Annotated in this window: 13 protein-coding genes; 6 read left to right on the plus strand and 7 right to left on the minus strand. The window is 35.7% G+C overall.

What is annotated here, in order from left to right; translation table 11 throughout:
* Positions 1 to 16: 16 nt before the first annotated feature.
* Positions 17 to 1,450 carry an adenylosuccinate lyase gene (gene purB / locus HMPREF0367_RS09030; RefSeq protein ID WP_035403550.1) on the minus strand — a complete coding sequence of 478 codons (1,434 nt, stop codon included), beginning with the start codon at positions 1,448 to 1,450 and terminating at the stop codon, positions 17 to 19.
* Between the two features lie 3 nt (positions 1,451 to 1,453).
* The gene (purC, locus tag HMPREF0367_RS09035) at positions 1,454 to 2,167 is read right to left on the minus strand and encodes a phosphoribosylaminoimidazolesuccinocarboxamide synthase (protein WP_015535942.1); all 714 of its coding nucleotides are present in this window, start codon (positions 2,165 to 2,167) and stop codon (positions 1,454 to 1,456) included.
* A gap of 98 nt (positions 2,168 to 2,265) precedes the next feature.
* Between purC and HMPREF0367_RS09040 the strand changes: the two genes are divergently transcribed.
* Together HMPREF0367_RS09040 and HMPREF0367_RS09045 are read left to right on the plus strand one after the other, a co-directional pair.
* Positions 2,266 to 3,579: a Mur ligase family protein gene (locus HMPREF0367_RS09040; RefSeq protein ID WP_035403553.1), complete on the plus strand. Its 1,314-nt coding sequence runs from the start codon at positions 2,266 to 2,268 to the stop codon at positions 3,577 to 3,579.
* 1 nt (position 3,580) lies between these two features.
* Positions 3,581 to 4,336 carry a type 1 glutamine amidotransferase gene (locus HMPREF0367_RS09045; protein WP_035403555.1) on the plus strand — a complete coding sequence of 252 codons (756 nt, stop codon included), beginning with the start codon at positions 3,581 to 3,583 and terminating at the stop codon, positions 4,334 to 4,336.
* A gap of 14 nt (positions 4,337 to 4,350) precedes the next feature.
* Here HMPREF0367_RS09045 and HMPREF0367_RS09050 read toward each other — a convergent pair whose 3' ends face one another.
* From HMPREF0367_RS09050 to HMPREF0367_RS09065, 4 genes are read right to left on the minus strand one after another with little or no spacing between them, the layout of a single operon-like run.
* Positions 4,351 to 5,799, minus strand: coding sequence for a glutamate synthase subunit beta (locus HMPREF0367_RS09050; protein WP_035403557.1), 1,449 nt, complete (start codon positions 5,797 to 5,799; stop codon positions 4,351 to 4,353).
* A gap of 3 nt (positions 5,800 to 5,802) precedes the next feature.
* On the minus strand, positions 5,803 to 10,278 hold the full coding sequence (gene gltB, locus HMPREF0367_RS09055) for a glutamate synthase large subunit (RefSeq protein WP_035403559.1): 4,476 nt from the start codon (positions 10,276 to 10,278) through the stop codon (positions 5,803 to 5,805).
* A gap of 16 nt (positions 10,279 to 10,294) precedes the next feature.
* The gene (gene asnB / locus HMPREF0367_RS09060; protein ID WP_035403561.1) at positions 10,295 to 11,878 is read right to left on the minus strand and encodes an asparagine synthase B; all 1,584 of its coding nucleotides are present in this window, start codon (positions 11,876 to 11,878) and stop codon (positions 10,295 to 10,297) included.
* A gap of 56 nt (positions 11,879 to 11,934) precedes the next feature.
* Positions 11,935 to 14,031, minus strand: coding sequence for a glutamine synthetase III family protein (locus HMPREF0367_RS09065; protein WP_035403563.1), 2,097 nt, complete (start codon positions 14,029 to 14,031; stop codon positions 11,935 to 11,937).
* Between the two features lie 192 nt (positions 14,032 to 14,223).
* On the opposite strand from HMPREF0367_RS09065, the gene HMPREF0367_RS09070 reads away from it, so the two are divergent.
* On the plus strand, positions 14,224 to 15,402 hold the full coding sequence (locus HMPREF0367_RS09070) for a glutamine synthetase family protein (protein ID WP_015535933.1): 1,179 nt from the start codon (positions 14,224 to 14,226) through the stop codon (positions 15,400 to 15,402).
* The gene (locus HMPREF0367_RS09075) at positions 15,389 to 15,964 is read left to right on the plus strand and encodes an ANTAR domain-containing response regulator (protein ID WP_035403566.1); all 576 of its coding nucleotides are present in this window, start codon (positions 15,389 to 15,391) and stop codon (positions 15,962 to 15,964) included. Before HMPREF0367_RS09070 ends, HMPREF0367_RS09075 begins: the two co-directional genes overlap by 14 nt.
* On the opposite strand, the gene pyrG is transcribed toward HMPREF0367_RS09075, so the two are convergent.
* Positions 15,957 to 17,570 carry a CTP synthase gene (gene pyrG / locus HMPREF0367_RS09080; protein WP_035403568.1) on the minus strand — a complete coding sequence of 538 codons (1,614 nt, stop codon included), beginning with the start codon at positions 17,568 to 17,570 and terminating at the stop codon, positions 15,957 to 15,959. The genes HMPREF0367_RS09075 and pyrG overlap by 8 nt on opposite strands.
* A gap of 198 nt (positions 17,571 to 17,768) precedes the next feature.
* On the opposite strand from pyrG, the gene purF reads away from it, so the two are divergent.
* On the plus strand, positions 17,769 to 19,145 hold the full coding sequence (gene purF, locus HMPREF0367_RS09085; RefSeq protein ID WP_015535931.1) for an amidophosphoribosyltransferase: 1,377 nt from the start codon (positions 17,769 to 17,771) through the stop codon (positions 19,143 to 19,145).
* A 299-nt stretch (positions 19,146 to 19,444) separates the two neighbouring features.
* On the plus strand, positions 19,445 to 20,546 hold a 1,102-nt coding region (carA, locus tag HMPREF0367_RS09090), incomplete at its 3' end, for a glutamine-hydrolyzing carbamoyl-phosphate synthase small subunit (protein WP_051335242.1).

Consider the following 20,546-nt stretch of genomic DNA (forward strand, 5'->3'; position numbering starts at 1 on the left):
ACTAATGTCCTTTTTTTTATACATTAATATCGGCATGTAAACCTAGAGCCTGTTTTTCTTTTTCTAAAATTGGATCGATATAGTCTTTGAAGAACTCTTCTGTCTGTTGAACAGAACGACCAACAAAGTTAATTGGCTGCATGATTGATTCGATTTGTTCTTTTGTCAAACCAAATTTAGGATCAGCAGCAATACGATCGATCAAATCATTTGGTTTACCTTCTTCTTTAACAACTCTTCCAGCCGCCATAGAATGTGTACGAATCAATTCGTGAAGTTCCTGACGATCGCCACCATTTTTAACAGCATCCATCATGATATTTTCTGTAGCCATAAATGGAAGCTCTCTTCTTAAGTTAGCTTCGATAACTTTAGGGTATACGACCAATCCTTCTGTTACATTTAGATATAGATCCAATACACCATCAATAGCAAGGAAAGCTTCTGCAATACTAATACGTTTGTTTGCGGAATCATCCAATGTTCTTTCAAACCATTGGGTACTAGCTGTGATTGCTGGATTAATTGAATCGCTGATTACATAATTTGCCAAAGCAGCAATTCTTTCAGAACGCATTGGATTACGTTTGTATGCCATAGCACTTGAACCAATCTGATTTTTTTCAAATGGTTCTTCAATTTCTTTTAAGTGTTGTAATAAACGAATATCATTACTGAATTTGTGTGCACTTTGAGCAACTCCAACAAGTACCTGTAAAACTTGTGTATCGTATTTACGAGTATAAGTCTGACCGCTTACCGCAAAGTAGTTATCATAACCTAGCTTTTCACAGATTTTCTTATCTAAAGCTTTTACTTTATCTGTATCGTTTTCAAATAATTCCATGAAACTAGCCTGTGTACCAGTTGTACCTTTACAGCCTAATAACTTTTTATTGTCGAGTAAATGCTGGATCTCTAAATAGTCAAAATACAGATCCTGTGCCCATAAGGAAGCTCGTTTTCCAACTGTAGTTGGCTGAGCCGGCTGAAAATGCGTAAATGCCAAACAAGGAAGCTCTTTGTACTCTAGAGCAAATTTTTCTAAGCGATACAATACATTTACGATCTTCTTTTGAACAAGTTCTAATGCTTCATGCATGATAATCAAATCCGTATTATCACCAACATAACAACTTGTTGCACCTAAATGAATAATTCCTTTTGCCTTTGGACATTGCACACCATATGCATAGACATGGCTCATTACATCATGTCGTACCAAAGCTTCTCTTTCTTTGGCAACATCGTAATTGATATCGTCTTTATGAGCAATCAATTCTTCGATTTGTTCATCTGTAATATCCAGTCCAAGTTCTTGTTCTGCCTGTGCCAAAGCAATCCACAATCTTCTCCAAGTCTTAAATTTTTTGTCATTTGAGAAAATTTCCTGCATCTCTTTTGATGCATAACGTAAAGAAAGAGGGGATTGATAATATTGATTACTCATATCTTATTCACCAAATCCTAATCTTTTAAATACTTCTTTATAAGCTCCTTCTGGATCTCCCAAATCACGACGGAAACGGTCTTTATCTAAATGTTCACCTGTCTTGATATCCCAGTAACGGCAAGTATCAGGACTAATTTCATCAGCAAGAACAATCGTTCCATCAGCCGTCTTACCAAATTCAAGTTTGAAATCGATCAATTCAATTCCAATTCCCGCAAAGAATTCTTTTAAGAAATCATTTATTTCAAAAGCATATTTTGTAATCGTATCAATATCTTCCTGTGTTGCAGCTCCAATAGCTTTTGCCATATAAGAATTGATCAATGGATCTCCAAGATCATCATCTTTGTAGCTGAACTCAAGAGTTGAACATTTTAATTCTGTTCCTTCTTTGATACCCAGGCGTTTTGAAAAACTTCCGGCAGCTTTGTTACGAATAATCACTTCCAAAGGAATGATCGTAACTCTTTTTACAACAGTACGACGTTCATCTAACTCTTCGATGTAGTGTGTTGGAACGCCTTTTTCTTCCAATTTTTTCATCAAGAAGTTAGTCATACGATTGTTGATCGCACCTTTACCAACTATCGTACCTTTCTTCTGTCCATTAAATGCAGTTGCATCGTCTTTATAGTCAACGATTACTGCATTAGGATCGTCTGTTGCGTAAACTTTTTTAGCTTTACCTTCGTAAATCATGTCCAATTGCTTCATTTTCTTTCCTCCATTTTTAACGTTTATATTATACTAGTCATAATCTTACAATTCAATGCCAACTAGTGTATAATAATCGGGTAAAAGGAGTTATGATTATGCGAACTTTAGCCATACTAGCAACCAAGTTATCCGCACATATACTGCATTTGTTCCATCGTGGTGGCTCGCTTCCAGGAACAATTGGTTTAAAGATAGATTCAGATATATTAAAAGGTTTACGTTTTGAAGGACCAATCATTCTTGTAACTGGAACCAATGGTAAAACCAGTACAGCAAATATGATCACAGACCTGATGTCATATTCAGGATATAAAGTAATTTCAAATCGAAAAGGGGACAATCTTCGCCCTGGTATCGTGACTACGATTGTGACAAACTCAACGATATTAGGAAAGGTAAAAGCTAATGCACTTGTTTTGGAAGTCGATGAATTAAACATTCGTCACATTTTGCCTAATATTCCAGTCAGTGCTTTAGTCGTTACCAACTTCTTTAGAGATCAATTGGATAGAGCAATGGAAATGGAACGTTTGATTTCAACCATTGAATCAGTATTGCCAAACTATGATGGGGAATTGATCTTAAATGCCAATGATCCTAACGTTGTGCGCCTTTCTTTAAAAGCACCTAAAGCACATGTTACATATTACGGAATCGAAGAAAACGATTACTCGCGTACAAGCACAAAAGAAGCAAGTGAAGGAAAATTCTGTCCTAAATGTAATGAGCGGCTTGTCTATGATTATTATCAATATTCTCATATTGGAAAATTCCATTGTCCAAACTGTGGATTTGCATCGCCAAAAGCCGATGTTTCTTTGGAAAATATAGATTTAATCAATCAAACTTTCACCAATGAAAAAGTCAAGTATAAAAATCCTTATGAAGGTATGTATTCCATGTACAATGCAGCTGCCGTAATGGCGTTGGCAAAATACTATCATATCGATTATTCATATGTTCAAAAGGTATTTGAAAGTGCACCTCAACCAAAGGGAAGAAATGAAAAATTTAACCTAAACAATCAGACATGTGTTCTTAACTTGATCAAAAATCCTACAGGTGCTAACGAAGTTATGAAAGTCATCGAAATGGATCCCTCAGATAAAAACATCTGCATTGTTTTAAACGATAATGATCAAGATGGAACGGATGTAAGCTGGATCTATGATACATTCTTTGAAAAATTGATGAAAGAGAGTACCAAAAAAATCGTTTGCAGCGGCCTTCGTGCCAACGATATGGCTTTACGTCTTTACTATGGTGGTTTCAAAGGAAAGATCTTGATTGAAACAGACCTGGATGTAGCCGTTAAGTCATGTATGGAAAAGAATATCGTAACATACTGTATCGCTACATATACGGCTTTATTGCCAACTCGAAATGCGATCTTGAAGGGAATGAAATAATATGAAACATAGTCTTAGAGTTTGTTGGCTATATCATGACATCATGGATCTTTATGGAGACAAGGGAAACATGATGGTCCTAAAAAAACGATGTGAAGATCGTGATATAGATTTTGTCTTAGATACATGTGGTATTGGTGAGAAAAAAAATCTATGTGATTATAACTTGATCTTCTTAGGAGGCGGGGATGACAAGACACAGTTTTCTTTGATTCCTGATTTACTCTCACGAAAAGAAAATATCAAACAGGCCATGGATGAAAACACCTTTGTTCTATTGATTTGTGGCGGATATCAATTATTTGGTCAGTATTATACCGCAAGTGATAATCAGAAAATCGATGGTTTGAAATTTTATGATTATTATACGGACACGGGAGCAGATCGTACTCGCTGTGTTGGAAACATCATCATTGAAGCCAAGCTGGATGGAATAAAAACTCAGATCGTAGGATTTGAGAATCATGGTGGACAAACAAAAAATGTATCAAAACCACTAGGAAAAGTTTTATCCGGTTATGGGAATACATTTGATAGCGGATATGAAGGATTCTATGATGGAAAGATCTTAGGAACATATCTTCATGGACCATTGCTTCCAAAAAATCCTGTTGTTGCGGATTTTGTGATTACAAAGGCTCTTCAAAAAGATGATCCTGAATTTAAATTCGAAGATCTAAAACCATTGGAAAATCCTTTTGATAAAGCGGCAAGAGATGTTTTATTTAAACGATTAAATGTAGAAAAAACGAGGTAGTGTAAACTGCCTCGTTATTCTATATTCGAATATCCCATTAGATATTCATCTACTTTTCTAGCACACTCAATGCCTTCATGAATGGCCCATACTACCAAAGATTGACCTCGTCTACAATCACCAGCTACAAATACCTTATCATCATTGGTTTGATGATTATTGGCCTCAAATGTATTGCGCTTGCTCATTTTGATATGTAAGGCATCTTGAACATAAGATTCTACACCTGTAAAGCCAGCCGCAATCAATAATAGATCGCATTTTAATTTTGTTTCACTTCCTGGAATTTGGATCATTTTTTTACCATCAAATTGAAGTTTTGTCGTTACGACATGAGTGATATGATTTCCTTTTTTTTTGATTTCTTTGATTGTAGTTTGGTAGATCCTTGGATCTTTATGAAATAATTCTATGCTTTCTTGTTGACCATAATCTGTTTTTAAGACCTTGGGCCATTCAGGCCATGGATTATCAAGTCTTCTTGTCATGGCAGGCTTAGGCATCATTTCTAGTTGTGTCACCGTTTTACAATGTAGACGTATGCTGGTTGCTACACAATCATTCCCAGTATCTCCACCACCTACGATCACAACGTTTTTTCCTTCAAGCGATATTGGCCGTTTATTGGTTTCAATCATATCCGTGATTTCGCTTAGAAAATCGACGGCAGGATATATCCCCTCTATATCCTCATTTTCTAAATTTAGTTTTCGAGCCTGTTTTGCGCCACAACAAACAATGATCGCATCATGATCTTTATAAAGATTCTTAAATTCAATGTTATTTCCAATATCACAATTGGTATAAAATTGGATACCTTCCTGTTTCATCAACTCAATTCTTCTTCGAATGATGGATTTATCTAGTTTCATATTAGGAATTCCATACATCAATAAACCACCTGGCTCTTTGTCTCTTTCATAAACTGAAACCTGGTGACCTCTTTGATTTAACATATAGGCAACGCTTAACCCAGCCGGACCACTTCCAATGACCGCAATTTTTTTATCTGTGCGAACTTTTGGCGGGTTGGCTTGAACCCAACCTTTTTCAAATCCGTTTTCTATAATATATAACTCATTATCATGGATCGTAACAGGTTGTCCATCATACCCATTTAAACAAGCTTTCTCGCATAGAGCAGGGCAAACACGTCCGGTAAATTCTGGGAATGGATTTTGTTTCAAAAGACGTTCAAGAGCTTCATATTCATGACCTTTGTATAATTCATCATTAAATTCACTGATTAAATTATTCAATGGACACCCTGTGACCATACCTTTTAATTCCATAGAGGATGAACAATATGGAACGCCGCAATTCATACATCGTGCAGCTTGCATCTTTCTTTGTTCTGGTTCTAGATAAAGTGTAAATTCACTAAAATCAACGACTCTTTTTATAGGAGATATCTTTTGATTCTCTTTGCGATCATATTTTATAAATCCATGTATATCTGCCATGTATTACACCTCCTTTTGTTCAAAGATTTCCTGGAATGCCTGTAACTCGGCTTCATTTTGACTAAAGCCCTTGTCACATAGTGACTTTATTTTCTCTTTGATTTTTAGATAATCATGAGGAATAATGACCTTGAAATCTTTTAAACTCTCTTCAAAGTTATCTAATAATTGTTTAGCAATTTGTGAACCTGTATTTTGGAAGTGTTCCTTCATCAGCGCATGAATCGTTTCGATATCCGTCTTTTTTTCCACTTCATTCATGATGACCATTTCTTTATTCAATCGTTTATACAAATCATGATCTTTGTCGTATACATAGGCGATTCCACCACTCATACCAGCCGCAAAGTTTCTACCGGTCTTTCCTAGGAGCAAGGCAATACCACCTGTCATGTATTCCAGGCCATGATCTCCACAACCTTCACAAACGATCGTAGCCCCTGAATTGCGAACTCCAAATCTTTCTCCAGCAACACCTTGAATGAAAGCTTTTCCACTGGTTGCTCCATAGAGTGCTACATTGCCTATGATAATATTTTCGTTCGATTTTAATTTAGAATCTTTATGCAAAGAGGCAATAAGCTTTCCTCCAGATAAACCTTTTCCAAAATAATCATTAGCATCTCCAATTAAATGTAAAGTTATTCCTGAAGGAACAAAGGCTCCAAAAGACTGTCCGGCACCACCAACACATTTGATTTGATATGTATCTTCTTTTACATCATTTCCCTGGCTTTGTGTAATATAAGAACCAAATAGGGTACCTATTGATCGATTCGTACAATTGACAGCTACTTCTAATTGAGAGTTATTTTGCGTAAAATGAGGAATGATCATACGTTTATCCAGGGTTTCTTCTAGTTTAAAATCATACGATTTCATCTCTTCATGATGGATATTCATATTGCTTGTTAAGATTTTTTCAAGCTCCAACAGTTCCTGCCTTGGTTTCAATTCTTTTTTGATCTTTAATAAATCCTGTCGTCCGATCATTTCATCAAGAGTATGCATTCCAAGTTCTGCCATGATTTCTCTTAGTTCTCTAGCAATAAAATGCATAAAGTTTATAACGTATTCTGGTTTACCTTTAAAACGTTTTCGTAATTCTTGGTTTTGTGTAGCCACTCCAAAAGGACAAGTATCCAGATTACATACTCGCATCATACGACATCCCATAACAACCAAAGGGGCAGTCGCAAAACCATATTCTTCTGCACCTAACAATGCGGCAATCGCAACATCTCTTCCACTCATCAATTTACCATCTGTTTCCAAAATAACGCGTGATCTTAAATCGTTATCAATAAGATCTTTATGGGCTTGAGCCAGGCCTAATTCCCAAGGCAGGCCTGCATGATGAATACTGCTTTGTCCTGCAGCTCCTGTACCACCATCATATCCGGAGATCAAAACAACAGTGGCACCAGCTTTGGCAACACCACATGCGATGGTTCCTACACCAGCTTCACTAACTAGTTTTACAGAAATTCGCGCTTTTTCATTAGCATTTTTTAAATCATAGATCAATTGAGCTAAATCTTCGATTGAATAAATATCATGATGAGGTGGAGGTGAGATCAGTGAGACACCTGGCGTAGAATGTCTTGTTTTGGCAATCCAAGGATATACCTTTTGTGCAGGCAAATGACCTCCTTCACCTGGTTTTGCACCTTGAGCCATTTTGATTTGTATTTCTTGTGCATTGATTAAATATTCACTTGTTACACCAAAACGACCACTTGCCACTTGTTTGATGGCGCTGTTTTCTTCTGTATGGAATCGTTTAGGGTCTTCGCCGCCTTCACCCGTATTGGATTTACCATGAAGACGGTTCATCGCAACCGCTAGACAAGTATGTGCTTCTTTGGATATAGATCCATACGACATTGCACCAGTTTTAAAACGTTTTACGATTTCTTCTTCAGATTCAACTTCATCCAAAGGAATAGGAGTTGTATTTGCTACAATTTCAAAGCTATCGCGCAAATTATGCATGATCTTTTTATTATGCAAACGATGGGTATATTCTTTAAAAAGCTGATAGTCATTTGTCTGGGCTGCTTGTTGAAGCAGGGTAATGGTCTTAGCATCGTATAAATGATCTTCGGTATGTCTACCATAACGAAGCTTGTGAAATCCAATTGAGTCTAAGCTCATATCTGTTTTTAAACCAAGCACATCAAAGGCTCTTTTATGATGGTATGTTAAGTCTTCTTCAATTTGTTTTAAACCAATACCTCCAACCGTAGATATTGTATTGGTAAAATATTGATCAATAACTTCCTGACTGATTCCGACTGCTTCAAATATTTGGGCGGATTGATAAGATTGAAGCGTTGAAATACCCATTTTTGCGGCAATCTTTACAATTCCGTGTAGAACAGCTAAATTATAATCCTTAATCGCAATCGAAACTTCTTTATCCAAATTACCTTTTTCGATATTTTCTTCAATACATTCATGAGCCAAATATGGATAAATAGCGGTTGCCCCAAATCCTAATAAGCAGGCAAACTCATGTACAGTACGTGGTTCGCCACTTTCAAGTACGATCGATACAGACGTTCTTTTTTTTGTCTTGATCAAATGTTGTTCTAAACCTGAAATAGCAAGTAAACTAGGGATGGCCATATGACTTTCATCAATACCGCGATCTGATAAGATCAATATATTGGCTCCCTCATGATACGCTTTGTTACATTTAACAAACAATTCTTCCATAGCTTCTTTTAATGGCATGCCTCGATAATACAATAGAGATATTACTTGAGGAACAAGCGTATTATTATTTAGATGTTTGATCTTATCCATATCTCTTGCATCCAGTATTGGATTGTTGATCTCTAAAACTTTACAATTATTTTTATTCTCTTTAAGTATGTTTCCATTTGGTCCTACATAAATAGTTGTATCGGTAATGATTTCTTCACGAATGGAATCAATTGGAGGATTGGTTACTTGAGCAAATCGCTGTTTAAAGTAATGAAATAGGGAAGGGTGAAGGTTACTTAAAATTGCTAAAGGAACATCGGTTCCCATGGAAAAGGTTGGTTCTTTTTGTATCCTGGCCATTTCCAAAATCAAATCATTTACTTCTTCATATGTATAACCAAAATATTTATATAGCGATTGTCGTTCTTGTGTTGTAAGCTTTACTGTTTTTTTATCGGTTGCCTTAAGATCTTTTAGTTTTAATAAAGAACCATCCAGCCATTCACCATAAGGATTGTTTGAAGCATATCGATCTTTGATTGTTTCATCGTCAATAATTTCTTTATTCTTGGTATCCACCAATAACATTTTTCCCGGCTGTAAACGTGATTTTTTTAATATTTTTTTCTCATCAACATCTAAGACACCAACTTCACTTGATAAGATCAACATATTATCGTCCGTTACATAATATCTAGCTGGTCGTAACCCATTACGATCTAAGACTGCGCCTAAAACATCTCCATCACTAAATAAAATGGCTGCTGGCCCATCCCATGGTTCCATCATCGTAGCGTAATAATGATAAAAATCTCTTTTTAAGGAATCCTGTAAGGAATTCTTCCAGGCTTCAGGAATTGTGATCATGACAGCTTTAGCAAGTTCAATATCATTCATCATCAAAAACTCCAACGTATTATCTAAAATTGCCGAATCCGAACCTTTTGGATCGATCACTGGTAAGATCTTATTTTTATTCTTATTTAGAAAATCTGAACTCATGCTTTCTTCACGTGCAAGCATACGGTTAATATTTCCTTGAATCGTATTGATTTCTCCATTATGGGCAATCAAACGATTTGGATGTGCTCTTTGCCAGCTTGGAGTCGTGTTCGTTGAAAAGCGGGAATGTACAATGGCAATTGAGCTTTTATAGTTTGGATCATCAAGATCTAGATAAAATTTTCTAAGTTGATCGACCAAAAACATTCCTTTATATACGATCGTTCGACAAGATAATGAAACTACATATGTATCTGGACAACTTTTTTCAAATTGTCTTCGTATTACATATAATAATTTGTCAAATTCAAGATCTGACGATACAAAATCTGGCTTCTTGATAAAGACTTGTTCTATATAAGGCATGCAGGCAAGTGCCTTTTTACCTAAAATAGATGCATCTGTTTTAACCTTGCGCCAACCTAAGACTTCGCAGTTTTCATTAGAAACGATCGTTTCAAATAATCTTTTAGCTTGATTTCTTTCTAACATATGATTGGGAAAGAAAAACATTCCTACAGCGTAGTCTCTAGGTTTTTGCAGTTCAATATTTATTTCCTTACACACATGTTTAAAGAATGAATGTGATATCTGCAATAAGATACCTACGCCATCTCCAACTTTTCCGGTGGAATCTTTACCAGCTCTATGTTCTAATTTTTCGACGATCGATAATGCATTGTCCACTACATCGTGACTTACCTTACCGTCAATTTGAACAACGGCACCAATCCCACAAGCATCATGCTCATTCTTATAGCTCATAGTTTCACCTTTCTATTTATTTTGCACTGTCTCCATAATTTGCCAGGACCCTGGCAGATGGATCTAAGACATCACAGTTCTCCCATTCTTTATTTGGCATCCAGTATCCTTTAATCATGCTTTCTTGATTTGGATAGTATTTGTCAAAGATCTCTCGATATAAAAGGGATTCTTTGGTAAAAGGAGGTGCAAATGTATATTTTTTGATTTTTTCATGAAATTCTTCATTGGTATACCTTGTTTGTGCATACGCTTTAAGATCATCTACCAAAGAATGACCTACAGCATCAGAAAACGCAGCTTTTTCTCTCATCAGTATATGTTCAGGTAAAAGTGCATCTTCTTTAAATGCATAGCGAAGCAAGTATTTTCCTTTATTATAGGTATTCATCTTTAGTTCAGGATCGATCGACATGACATATTGAACAAAATCCAAATCACCAAAAGGAACCCTTGCTTCCATAGAGTTTGTACTGATACAGCGATCGGCCCTTAATACATCATACATATATAGTTCTTTCAAACGTTTTGTACATTCTTGTTGAAAAGCTAGGGCGTTTGGTGCATAGTCTGTATATTTGTAGCCAAATAATTCATCACTAACTTCACCAGTCAACAAAACACGGATATCAGTTGTTTCATGAATCTTTTTACAAAGAAGATACATTCCAATCGAGGCTCGGATGGTCGTTATATCATATGTAGCCAAGATCTGTATCACTTCTTCTAATGCGTTAATTACATCTTCTTTCGTTATAATAAACTCAGTATGAATGGAATGAATATATTCACTTACTTCTTTAGCATATTTTAAGTCAATGGCATCTTTTTTCATACCAATGGCAAATGTTCGAATTGGTTTATCATATATTCTTGAAGCAATAGCACAAACCAAACTGGAATCCAAACCACCACTTAATAAAAAACCTACTTTAGCATCGGCATCAAGTCTTTTGTGAACTCCCTGTATCAAAAGATCATGAATTGGTTTGCATATAAAATCTAGAGTTCCACTTTTAAAAGAATCTACATGAGAGATATCTCTATAACAAACAAATTTTCCACCCTTATAATAATGTCCAGGAGGGAAGGGAATAATCTTTTTAACGATGGATATAAGATTCTTTGCTTCTGAAGCAAATATGATATTGTTGTCGGAATCGTATCCATAAAACAAAGGACGAATTCCGATCGGATCTCTAGCTGCAATCAATGAATCACTTTCATGATCATATAGGATCAAGGCAAATTCAGCATCCAATCTTTTAAACATTTCACATTTATATTCTTGATACATATATAATAGGATTTCACAATCACTGTCACTTTTAAATTGAATTCCTTTTTCTATATATGCATTTTTAATCTTTCGAAACCCGTAAATTTCACCATTACAAACCAGGGCGTCCTGATTTAACTGAAATGGCTGCATCCCTTCATCAGTGAGTCCCATGATTGCCAATCGTTGAAAACCAAGCATGCACGATCCAAAAGATTCGATCCTTTGATCATCGGGACCTCTTGACTTCGTTCTTTGCAGAGCTTGTATGAGTATATCTTTTGCATCTTTGTTTCCTTGATATCCAATTACGGTACACATAGTTATCTACTCCTTTAAAAAGAATCAGATCTACGTAAATAGATCTGATAGTATATTTAAATAATTCCAAACAATAGTTTTCCATAAGTAGGGAAAGGCCAATCTTGACTTGATACAATGCTTTCCATTTCATCACATGGTTTTCTTAATTGTTCCATATCTAAAATCAAAGTATCACGAACAAAGAAAGCAGCTTTTTCAAAATCATCGATTCCTTTTAACGTATCCACTGATTCTTGAAGTTTTAAAACGTTCTTATAAGCCTGTGTCAATAAACTTGAAAGTCTGGTTAAATTAACTTCTTCATATTCTGTATCGATCAGTGTAGAAATATCCCGTTTAAGCTTTACACTTTGAGCTAAATGCTTGCTGTATTTCAAAGCAGCTGGAAGAATTTCTTTTTGTGCCATATTGATCATTGTTAAAGCTTCAATATTGATCGTCTTCGTGTATTCTTCCATCATGATCTCATAACGAGAATAAATTTCTTCTCGATTCAATACTTTATTACGTTCAAATAATTCGATATTCTTCTCATGTACAAAGTATGGAAGTGCGTCTGGTGTCGTACGTAGATTTAATAAACCACGTTTTTCAGCTTCCTGGATCCAGGAATCATCATATCCATTTCCATTAAAGATGATACGTTTATGATTCTTGATCGTATCCAGGATCAAAGCATGAAGTGTACTTTCAAAATCATGGGCACTTTCTAAAATATCTGCATACTGTCTAAGTTCTTCTGCAATAGCTGTATTTAAACAAATATTACATCCCGCAATGGATGAAGCACTTCCTGGCATTCTGAATTCAAATTTATTGCCGGTAAAGGCAAATGGACTTGTTCGGTTTCGATCGGTCGTATCTTTTGTGAATTTAGGCAAGACGTGAGCTCCAATCTTCATAAACTCTCGATCTTTTCCATCATAACTAATACCTTTTTCAATCGCTTCTAATACTTCTGTCAGTTCATCTCCTAAGAAAATAGAAATGATTGCCGGTGGTGCCTCATTAGCTCCAAGTCGATGATCGTTTCCAGCGCTGGCCACACTTAAACGCAGCAAGTCTTGATATTCATCAACCGCTTTAATAATGGCACATAAGAAAAGTAAGAACTGTGCATTTTCATATGGTGTTTCTCCAGGTTCTAGTAAGTTGATCCCTGTATCGGTTGATAAAGAGAAATTATTATGTTTACCAGAACCATTGATTCCTTCAAATGGCTTTTCATTCAATAAAGCGACCAAGCCATGTTTTTTCGCAATTCGCTGGATCAATTCCATGGTCAATTGATTATGATCAGTGGCAATATTGCTGGTAGAGAAGATAGGCGCTAATTCATATTGAGCCGGTGCAACTTCGTTATGTTCCGTTTTGACCAAAACACCTAATTTCCAAAGTTCAGTGTTCAGTTCTTTCATAAAAGTTTGAACCCTGGACTTGATCGTTCCAAAATAGTGATCTTCCATCTCTTGTCCTTTAGGAGCAGGTAAACCAAACAATGTACGACCCGTATAAATTAGATCCTTTCGCTGTTTGTATTGTTCGATATCAACCAAAAAGTATTCTTGTTCAGGTCCTACTGTGCTTTTGACCATCGTGACATCATCGTGATGAAATAAATGAAGGATTCGTAATGCTTCTTTATTGATAGCTTCCATACTTCTTAATAGTGGTGTTTTTTTATCTAGGGCATGACCTGAATAAGAACAGAAGGCAGTTGGAATGCATAATACATCGTTTTTGATAAAAGCATATGATGTTGGATCCCACGCGGTATACCCTCTAGCTTCAAAAGTGGCACGTAGACCTCCATTAGGAAATGAGGAGGCATCAGGTTCTCCTTTGATTAATTCCTTACCAGAAAATTCCATTATGACTTTTCCTTTTTCGCTTGGTGTGATAAAGCTATCATGTTTTTCTGCGGTCACACCGGTCATTGGTTGAAACCAATGTGTGAAATGAGTAGCCCCATTTTCTAAGGCCCATTCTTTCATAGCATGAGCTACCGCATTGGCGATCTTAATATTTAAAGGCTTTCCATCTCGGATCGTTTTTTGCAGCTCTTTAAATGTGTCTTTTGCAAGACGTTGCTGCATCTGTTCCTCATTAAAAACTTTACTTGCGAAAATCTCTGTGACGTTTGTTTTCATAGTATTCCTCCCATAAAAAAAGGGCAAAGATACCTATCAGCATCAAGCTAATTGGCATCTTTGCCTTTTCTATGTCGCTAATTATACGCATTTGAAATTCTTTGTCAACAAAAAAATGAAAATTCGTGAAAATTGTTGAAAATAACATGTAAATTATGCTTTAATAACATACATATTAAAGGAGGCTTTACTATGTTTAATAAAGAAGAATGTCTTCGTTTTATCGAGGAAGAAAATGTGAAGTTCATTCGTTTAGCTTTTTTTGATGCGTTTGGAAATCAAAAAAACATTGCAATTCAACCAGATGCATTACCTAAAGCTTTTGAAAAAGGTATTTCATTTGATCGTTTTAATATAAAAGGATTTGATATCAAAGGAAAAGAGGATCTCTTCTTATTTCCAGATCCTTCAACACTGACAATATTGCCATGGCGTTCCATGGATGGTGCTGTCATTCGTCTTTATTGTGACATTAAAGATGCCAATGGGAATCTTTATTGTGAAGACACACGAAACTTATTAAAAGAAGCCGTCATGGAATTAAGATCGCGCAAATTGAACATTGATTTTGCGACACAGTTTGAATTTTATTTATTTCATATGGACGATAATGGGGTATCCACCAAAACACCAATTGATCATGGAAGTTATATGGACGTTTTTCCTAAAGACAAAGGTGAGAATATCCGTCGTGAGATATGTTTTAGTTTATCCGATATGGGACTCGAGCCTAAAGCTAGCCATCATGAAAAAGGGCCGGGCCAAAACGAAATTGATTTTAGAAAAAATGATCCACTTCAAGCTGCCGATGATGCCCAGACCTTTAAATGGGTCGTACGAAGTGTTGCATCGCTTCATGGCCTAGAAGCTGACTTTTCACCTAAACCTTTAAAAGATAAGCCAGGCAATGGGGTTCGAGTTCAAGTCTATCTAAGTGAACCTTCCAAAGTCAAAAGCTTTATTGCCGGCATCCTTGTTCATATCGAAGAAATGACATTATTCTTTAATCCTTGTAAACAATCATACGATCGCTTAAATCATGAAGGAGCTCCTAAATTTGTTGTTTGTTCATCAATCTTAAGAAATCAGCTTATCCGTTATCCTCAGTATCGTCAAGACATGTTTGAATGCCAATCATTGGATTCTACATCAAACCCTTATCTATCTTACATGTTATTGATTTATGCTGGACTTGATGGTATTGATTCTAATTTAGATTTAGAACAAGTACAAAAACATTACATTAATCGTACTTTACCTTCCAGTTTAAAAGAAGCAATGGATCTTGCCAGTAAAAGTGATTTTATAAAACAATATGTACCTGAATCAATTTTAAAAACGTATTTAAATGGTTCAGATGAAGACTTCTAAACAATCAGCCCTTTTGATCACACAATCAAAAAATATCATAGATACCATTCGATCGCTATTAGAAGTAAAAACAGATATTACCATTGTTCAAAGTTCACTAGAGGCCAAAAAACAATTGCGTACTCGCTCTTTTACCTACTGTATTGTCTGTCTAGGCATTGCAGATGGACATGGAATCAATTTAGCTGTCGAAGTCAGCTCTATCCATCATATTCCAATCTGCTTGTTTGTAAAAAGAGAAATGTTTGACCAGGTTGTTTATAAGACACAAGAGCAGGAAATCTTTGTAAATGCGATTCCAACAAACTCGATGACGATATATCAAAGTATTTGTATGATTGAAACATATCTTCTGCAAAAGAACTATTATGAACAAAAAATTGCAAAATTAAAAAGACAAAGACAGGAGGATCGAATTATCTATCAAGCGAAACTTTATCTGATTCAGGACTATAATTGGAGTGAAGAAAAAGCTCATAAGTATCTAGAAAAAACAGCTATGGACACAAGAGTATCCATAACTGAAATCGCAAGATCATTATTATCCAGGCGAACTACTTAAGGTTTGCCTTTTTTGTTTGCATACTTTGTTTGATAAACGCTTTAAAAAGAGGATGGGCACGATTTGGACGTGACTTAAACTCAGGATGAAATTGAACTCCAATATAGAATGGATGATCTTTAGCTTCAATTGCTTCTACAAGCAGCTTATCGGGACTGGTACCTGAAATAAGCATACCATTGTTTTCAAATTCAACTCGATATTCATTATTAAATTCATAGCGATGACGATGTCTTTCTGAAATCATTGATTTTTGATAAATCTTTTCCAATAAAGAATCTTGTGCAATTGCACAAGGATAAGCACCTAATCGCATCGTTCCGCCTTTTTGGATTTTATCACTTTGGTTTGCCATAAAATCAATGATCGTATGTGTACTGGACTGATCAAATTCAAAACTATTGGCATCTTTATATCCTAATACATTTCGCGCAAAAGCAATTGCGGCTATCTGCATTCCTAAACAAATTCCAAAATACGGAATCTTGTGATCATACGCATAGGTTGCGATATCGATCATGCCTTGAATTCCTCGATGACCAAATCCGCCTGGTAAGATAATTCCTTGAATATCTTTAAATACGTGATCAAATTCTTCTGGTTTGACACTTTCAGAATCGATCCAATGGATTTTTACTTTTACATTGTTGTCAAAGCCGGCATGGATCAAAGCTTCACTAACACTTAAATAGGCATCATGAAACTGTACATATTTTCCAACCAATGCAATATTTACTTCACTTTTTAAATTTACAATTCGATCGCATAATTTTTTCCAATCATCTAGATCAGGTTCATTGCATGATAAATGTAAATGTTCCAGCACACGTTGTGCCATTTCTTGTTTTTCTAACATCAAAGGAACTTCATAAAGCGAATCTAAAGTAATGTTTTGGATCACACATTCTTTTTGTACATTGCAGAATAGCTGGATTTTATCTAAAACAGCCTCCGGAATGGGTTTATCACATCTGGCGATTATGATATCTGGAAGAATCCCATATGATTGAAGTTCTTTTACAGAATGCTGTGTTGGTTTGGATTTATATTCTTTACTACCTGAAAGATAGGGAACATATGTGACATGGATGAACAGACAATTTTCATGTCCTACTTCTAATACCATCTGTCTAGCTGCTTCTAGAAAAGGCATGCTTTCAATATCACCAATAGTACCGCCAATTTCTGTTATGACAATATCTGCATCAGAACTTGAAGCTCCTTGTTTGATAAATAACTTGATTTCATCTGTAATATGGGGAATCACTTGAACAGTCTGTCCTAAATATTTTCCTTCTCGTTCTTTTTGAATCACGCTTTGATACACTTTACCTGTTGTCAAATTAGAGTATTGATTCAAATTTTCATCAATAAATCGTTCATAGTGTCCTAAATCAAGATCGGCTTCCAAACCATCATCGGTTACAAACACTTCTCCATGTTGAAAAGGAGACATTGTTCCGGGATCGACATTAATATAAGGATCTAGTTTTTGTGATGTTACCTTAAGACCTCGAGCTTTTAAGATACGTCCTAAACTTGCTGCCGTAATACCTTTTCCCAGACCAGAAACAACACCTCCTGTTACAAAAATAAATTTTGCCATAAAAACCTCCTTCAATTAAAAAAAGCGTCCACAAAAAGAGGGAATGCCCCTGTTTGTGAAACGCCTTTGTTTCTTTATTTTTAGATAATACATCTTTATTCTTTTGTGTGTCAATAAGTTTTTTTAAATGAAAATTTTTATTGACACACAAAACAGAAAAGCATAAAATGCACACTATAATTCAAGGAGTTGAGTACTATGTTTGATGAATTACATGAAGAATGTGGTGTATTTGGTGCGTATCGCGTATCTTCAGCAGCAGCCTTATCGTATTATGGACTTCACGCTTTGCAGCATAGAGGGCAAGAAGGATGTGGCATTGCCGTTTCAGATGGAAAGAATATATCTTGTCAAAAGGGAAAAGGATTGATTTCAGAAGTTTTTAACGAAGAGTCTTTGTCTAAATTTAACGGAGACATAGCTGTTGGACATGTTCGTTATACAACAGCCGGTGGTAACACAATTGAAAATGTACAGCCATTTTTATCTGTTTCCCACAAGGGGACATTAGCTCTTGTACATAATGGGCAGATCGTAAATGCCAAAGAACTTCGCTGTAAAATGGAAGATGAAGGAAGCATCTTTCAAGGAACCAGCGACAGTGAAATCGTATTACATTTGATTCAACGACAAAAAGGTTCCTTACTAGAAAAAATACAAAAAACTGCGCAAATGATGGAAGGTGCCTTTGCCATTCTTGTCATGAGTGAAAACAGCATTTATGCCGTTCGCGATAAATATGGTTTAAGACCTTTATCATATGCCAAGGTTCAAGATGGATATTGTATTAGCTCAGAAACCTGTGCTTATGATGTTATCGCAGGAACAGATATCGTTGATATCAAACCTGGTGAAATCGTTAAATTTTCAGATGGAAAAGTTGAACACTTCAGCTATACAAATGATATCAAACATTGTTTATGTGCCATGGAATATATTTATTTTTCTCGTCCGGATAGTACCTTGGATGGAATTAATGTTCATCTTTTCAGAAAAAAATCCGGTGTATTGCTTGCTGAATACGATAAAGATCTAAAAGCGGATATTGTCATTGGTGTTCCAGATTCTTCAATCAGTGCCGCAAGTGGATATGCAGAAGCTAGACGATTGCCTTATGAAATGGGTCTTATCAAAAATCGATATGTAGCCAGAACCTTCATTCAACCAACACAGGAACTTAGAGATCGTGGAGTTCGTATGAAACTTTCTGCAATTCGCAGCATTGTCGAAAACAAACGAATTGTATTGATCGATGACTCCATCGTTCGTGGAACCACTTCTAAACGCATTGTTCGTCTTTTAAAAGAAGCAGGTGCCCTTGAAGTTCATATGCGTATTGCTTCTCCAATGATCTGTTCACCTTGTTTCTATGGCGTTGACACTTCCACAAAAGAAGAATTGATTGCTTCACGAATGAACGTGGACGAATTAAAAGAGTATATACAGGCAGACTCTTTGAAGTTTTTAAATGTTGAAGATTTATGTAAGATCAAAGGCGGTACAGGCTTATGTACAGCTTGTTTTGATAAGCAATATCCAACAGAGCTATATAGTTATAAAAAAATTGTTGAATAAAAATATAATTATGATAAAATGACATGCAGGAAAAATGTACAATTCTTGTACATTTTTTTGGGGGGTTTCTATGATACATAGTTTGTTAATATCTAAAAACACTATAACGACCTTCAAAAGCCCTTTTATCCTTGAAAGGAAAGGCTGTTTTTATCATTTTCATTAAGATTGGCAATTCTTGAATCAATTCATTGATTGCTGATCTTTTTTTAAGGCATGACGAATGATATTTTCATCATGTTTATCATAGAATCTGTTATAATTTATATGAAAAATCGTATATAGAAAGGACGAGCAACATGGAAAGATTATTAGTATTAGAAGATGGAAGTGTTTATCGCGGAAAAGCCTTCGGTAGCGATAACTTCCGCATTGGAGAACTGGTATTCAACACATCAATGACTGGATATCAGGAAATTTTAACCGATAATTCTTATTATGGACAAATTGTCATGATGACATATCCATTGATTGGTAACTATGGGATTAACCGTGATGATTATGAAAGCATTGATCCTGTGGTATTTGGTTTTGTGGTCAAAGATTATTGTGAAGAACCAAGTAACTGGCGATCTCAACAAAATCTTGACAGTTTCTTAAAAGCTCACAATATTCCTGGTATTTATGATGTGGATACAAGAGCAATCACATTAAAAATACGTGAAGAAGGTACAATGAGAGCCACATTATGCAATCCAGATGCAGATATCGATAAAGTGGTAGAAACGCTTAAAAATACCGATTATCTACATGATCAAGTTTCTCATGTGTCTACAAACAAAATCTATCCTGTTCCAAACACAGGGAAGAAAGTTGTTTTGATCGACTTTGGAGCAAAATTAAATATCGTCCGTGAACTTTCTAAACGTGGATGTGACTTGATTGTTGTTCCATATAACACTTCAAGTGAAACGATCATGAGCTTTCACCCAGATGGAGTTATGTTATCCAACGGACCTGGTAACCCGGAAGATCTTCCTGAAGTCTTGGATACCATTCGTGAATTGATTCCACAAACCGTCGTGTTTGGTATTTGTCTAGGCCATCAGCTAATTTCTTTAGCATGTGGAGCTAAAACATATAAATTAAAATTCGGTCACCGTGGAGGAAACCATCCTGTTATTAATTTAACTAACGGAACTATTGAAATCACATCTCAAAACCATGGTTATGCAGTTGATATAGACAGTCTGAAAGATACGCAGTTAGAAATGATTTATCAGGCATTGAATGATAAGAGTTGTGAAGGTGTCAAACATAAACAATATCCATGTTTCTCTGCGCAATTCCATCCAGAAGCAAGTGCTGGTCCTCAAGATAGCCGTTTATTATTTGATATCTTTGTCGATATGATGAATGAGGTGAGTGAAAATGCGATGGTGTATTCTAAAGAAATTGAAA

Origin of the sequence: Faecalitalea cylindroides ATCC 27803, assembly GCF_000469305.1 — a bacterium.
Taxonomy (GTDB): Bacteria; Bacillota_I; Bacilli_A; order Erysipelotrichales; family Erysipelotrichaceae; genus Faecalitalea; species Faecalitalea cylindroides.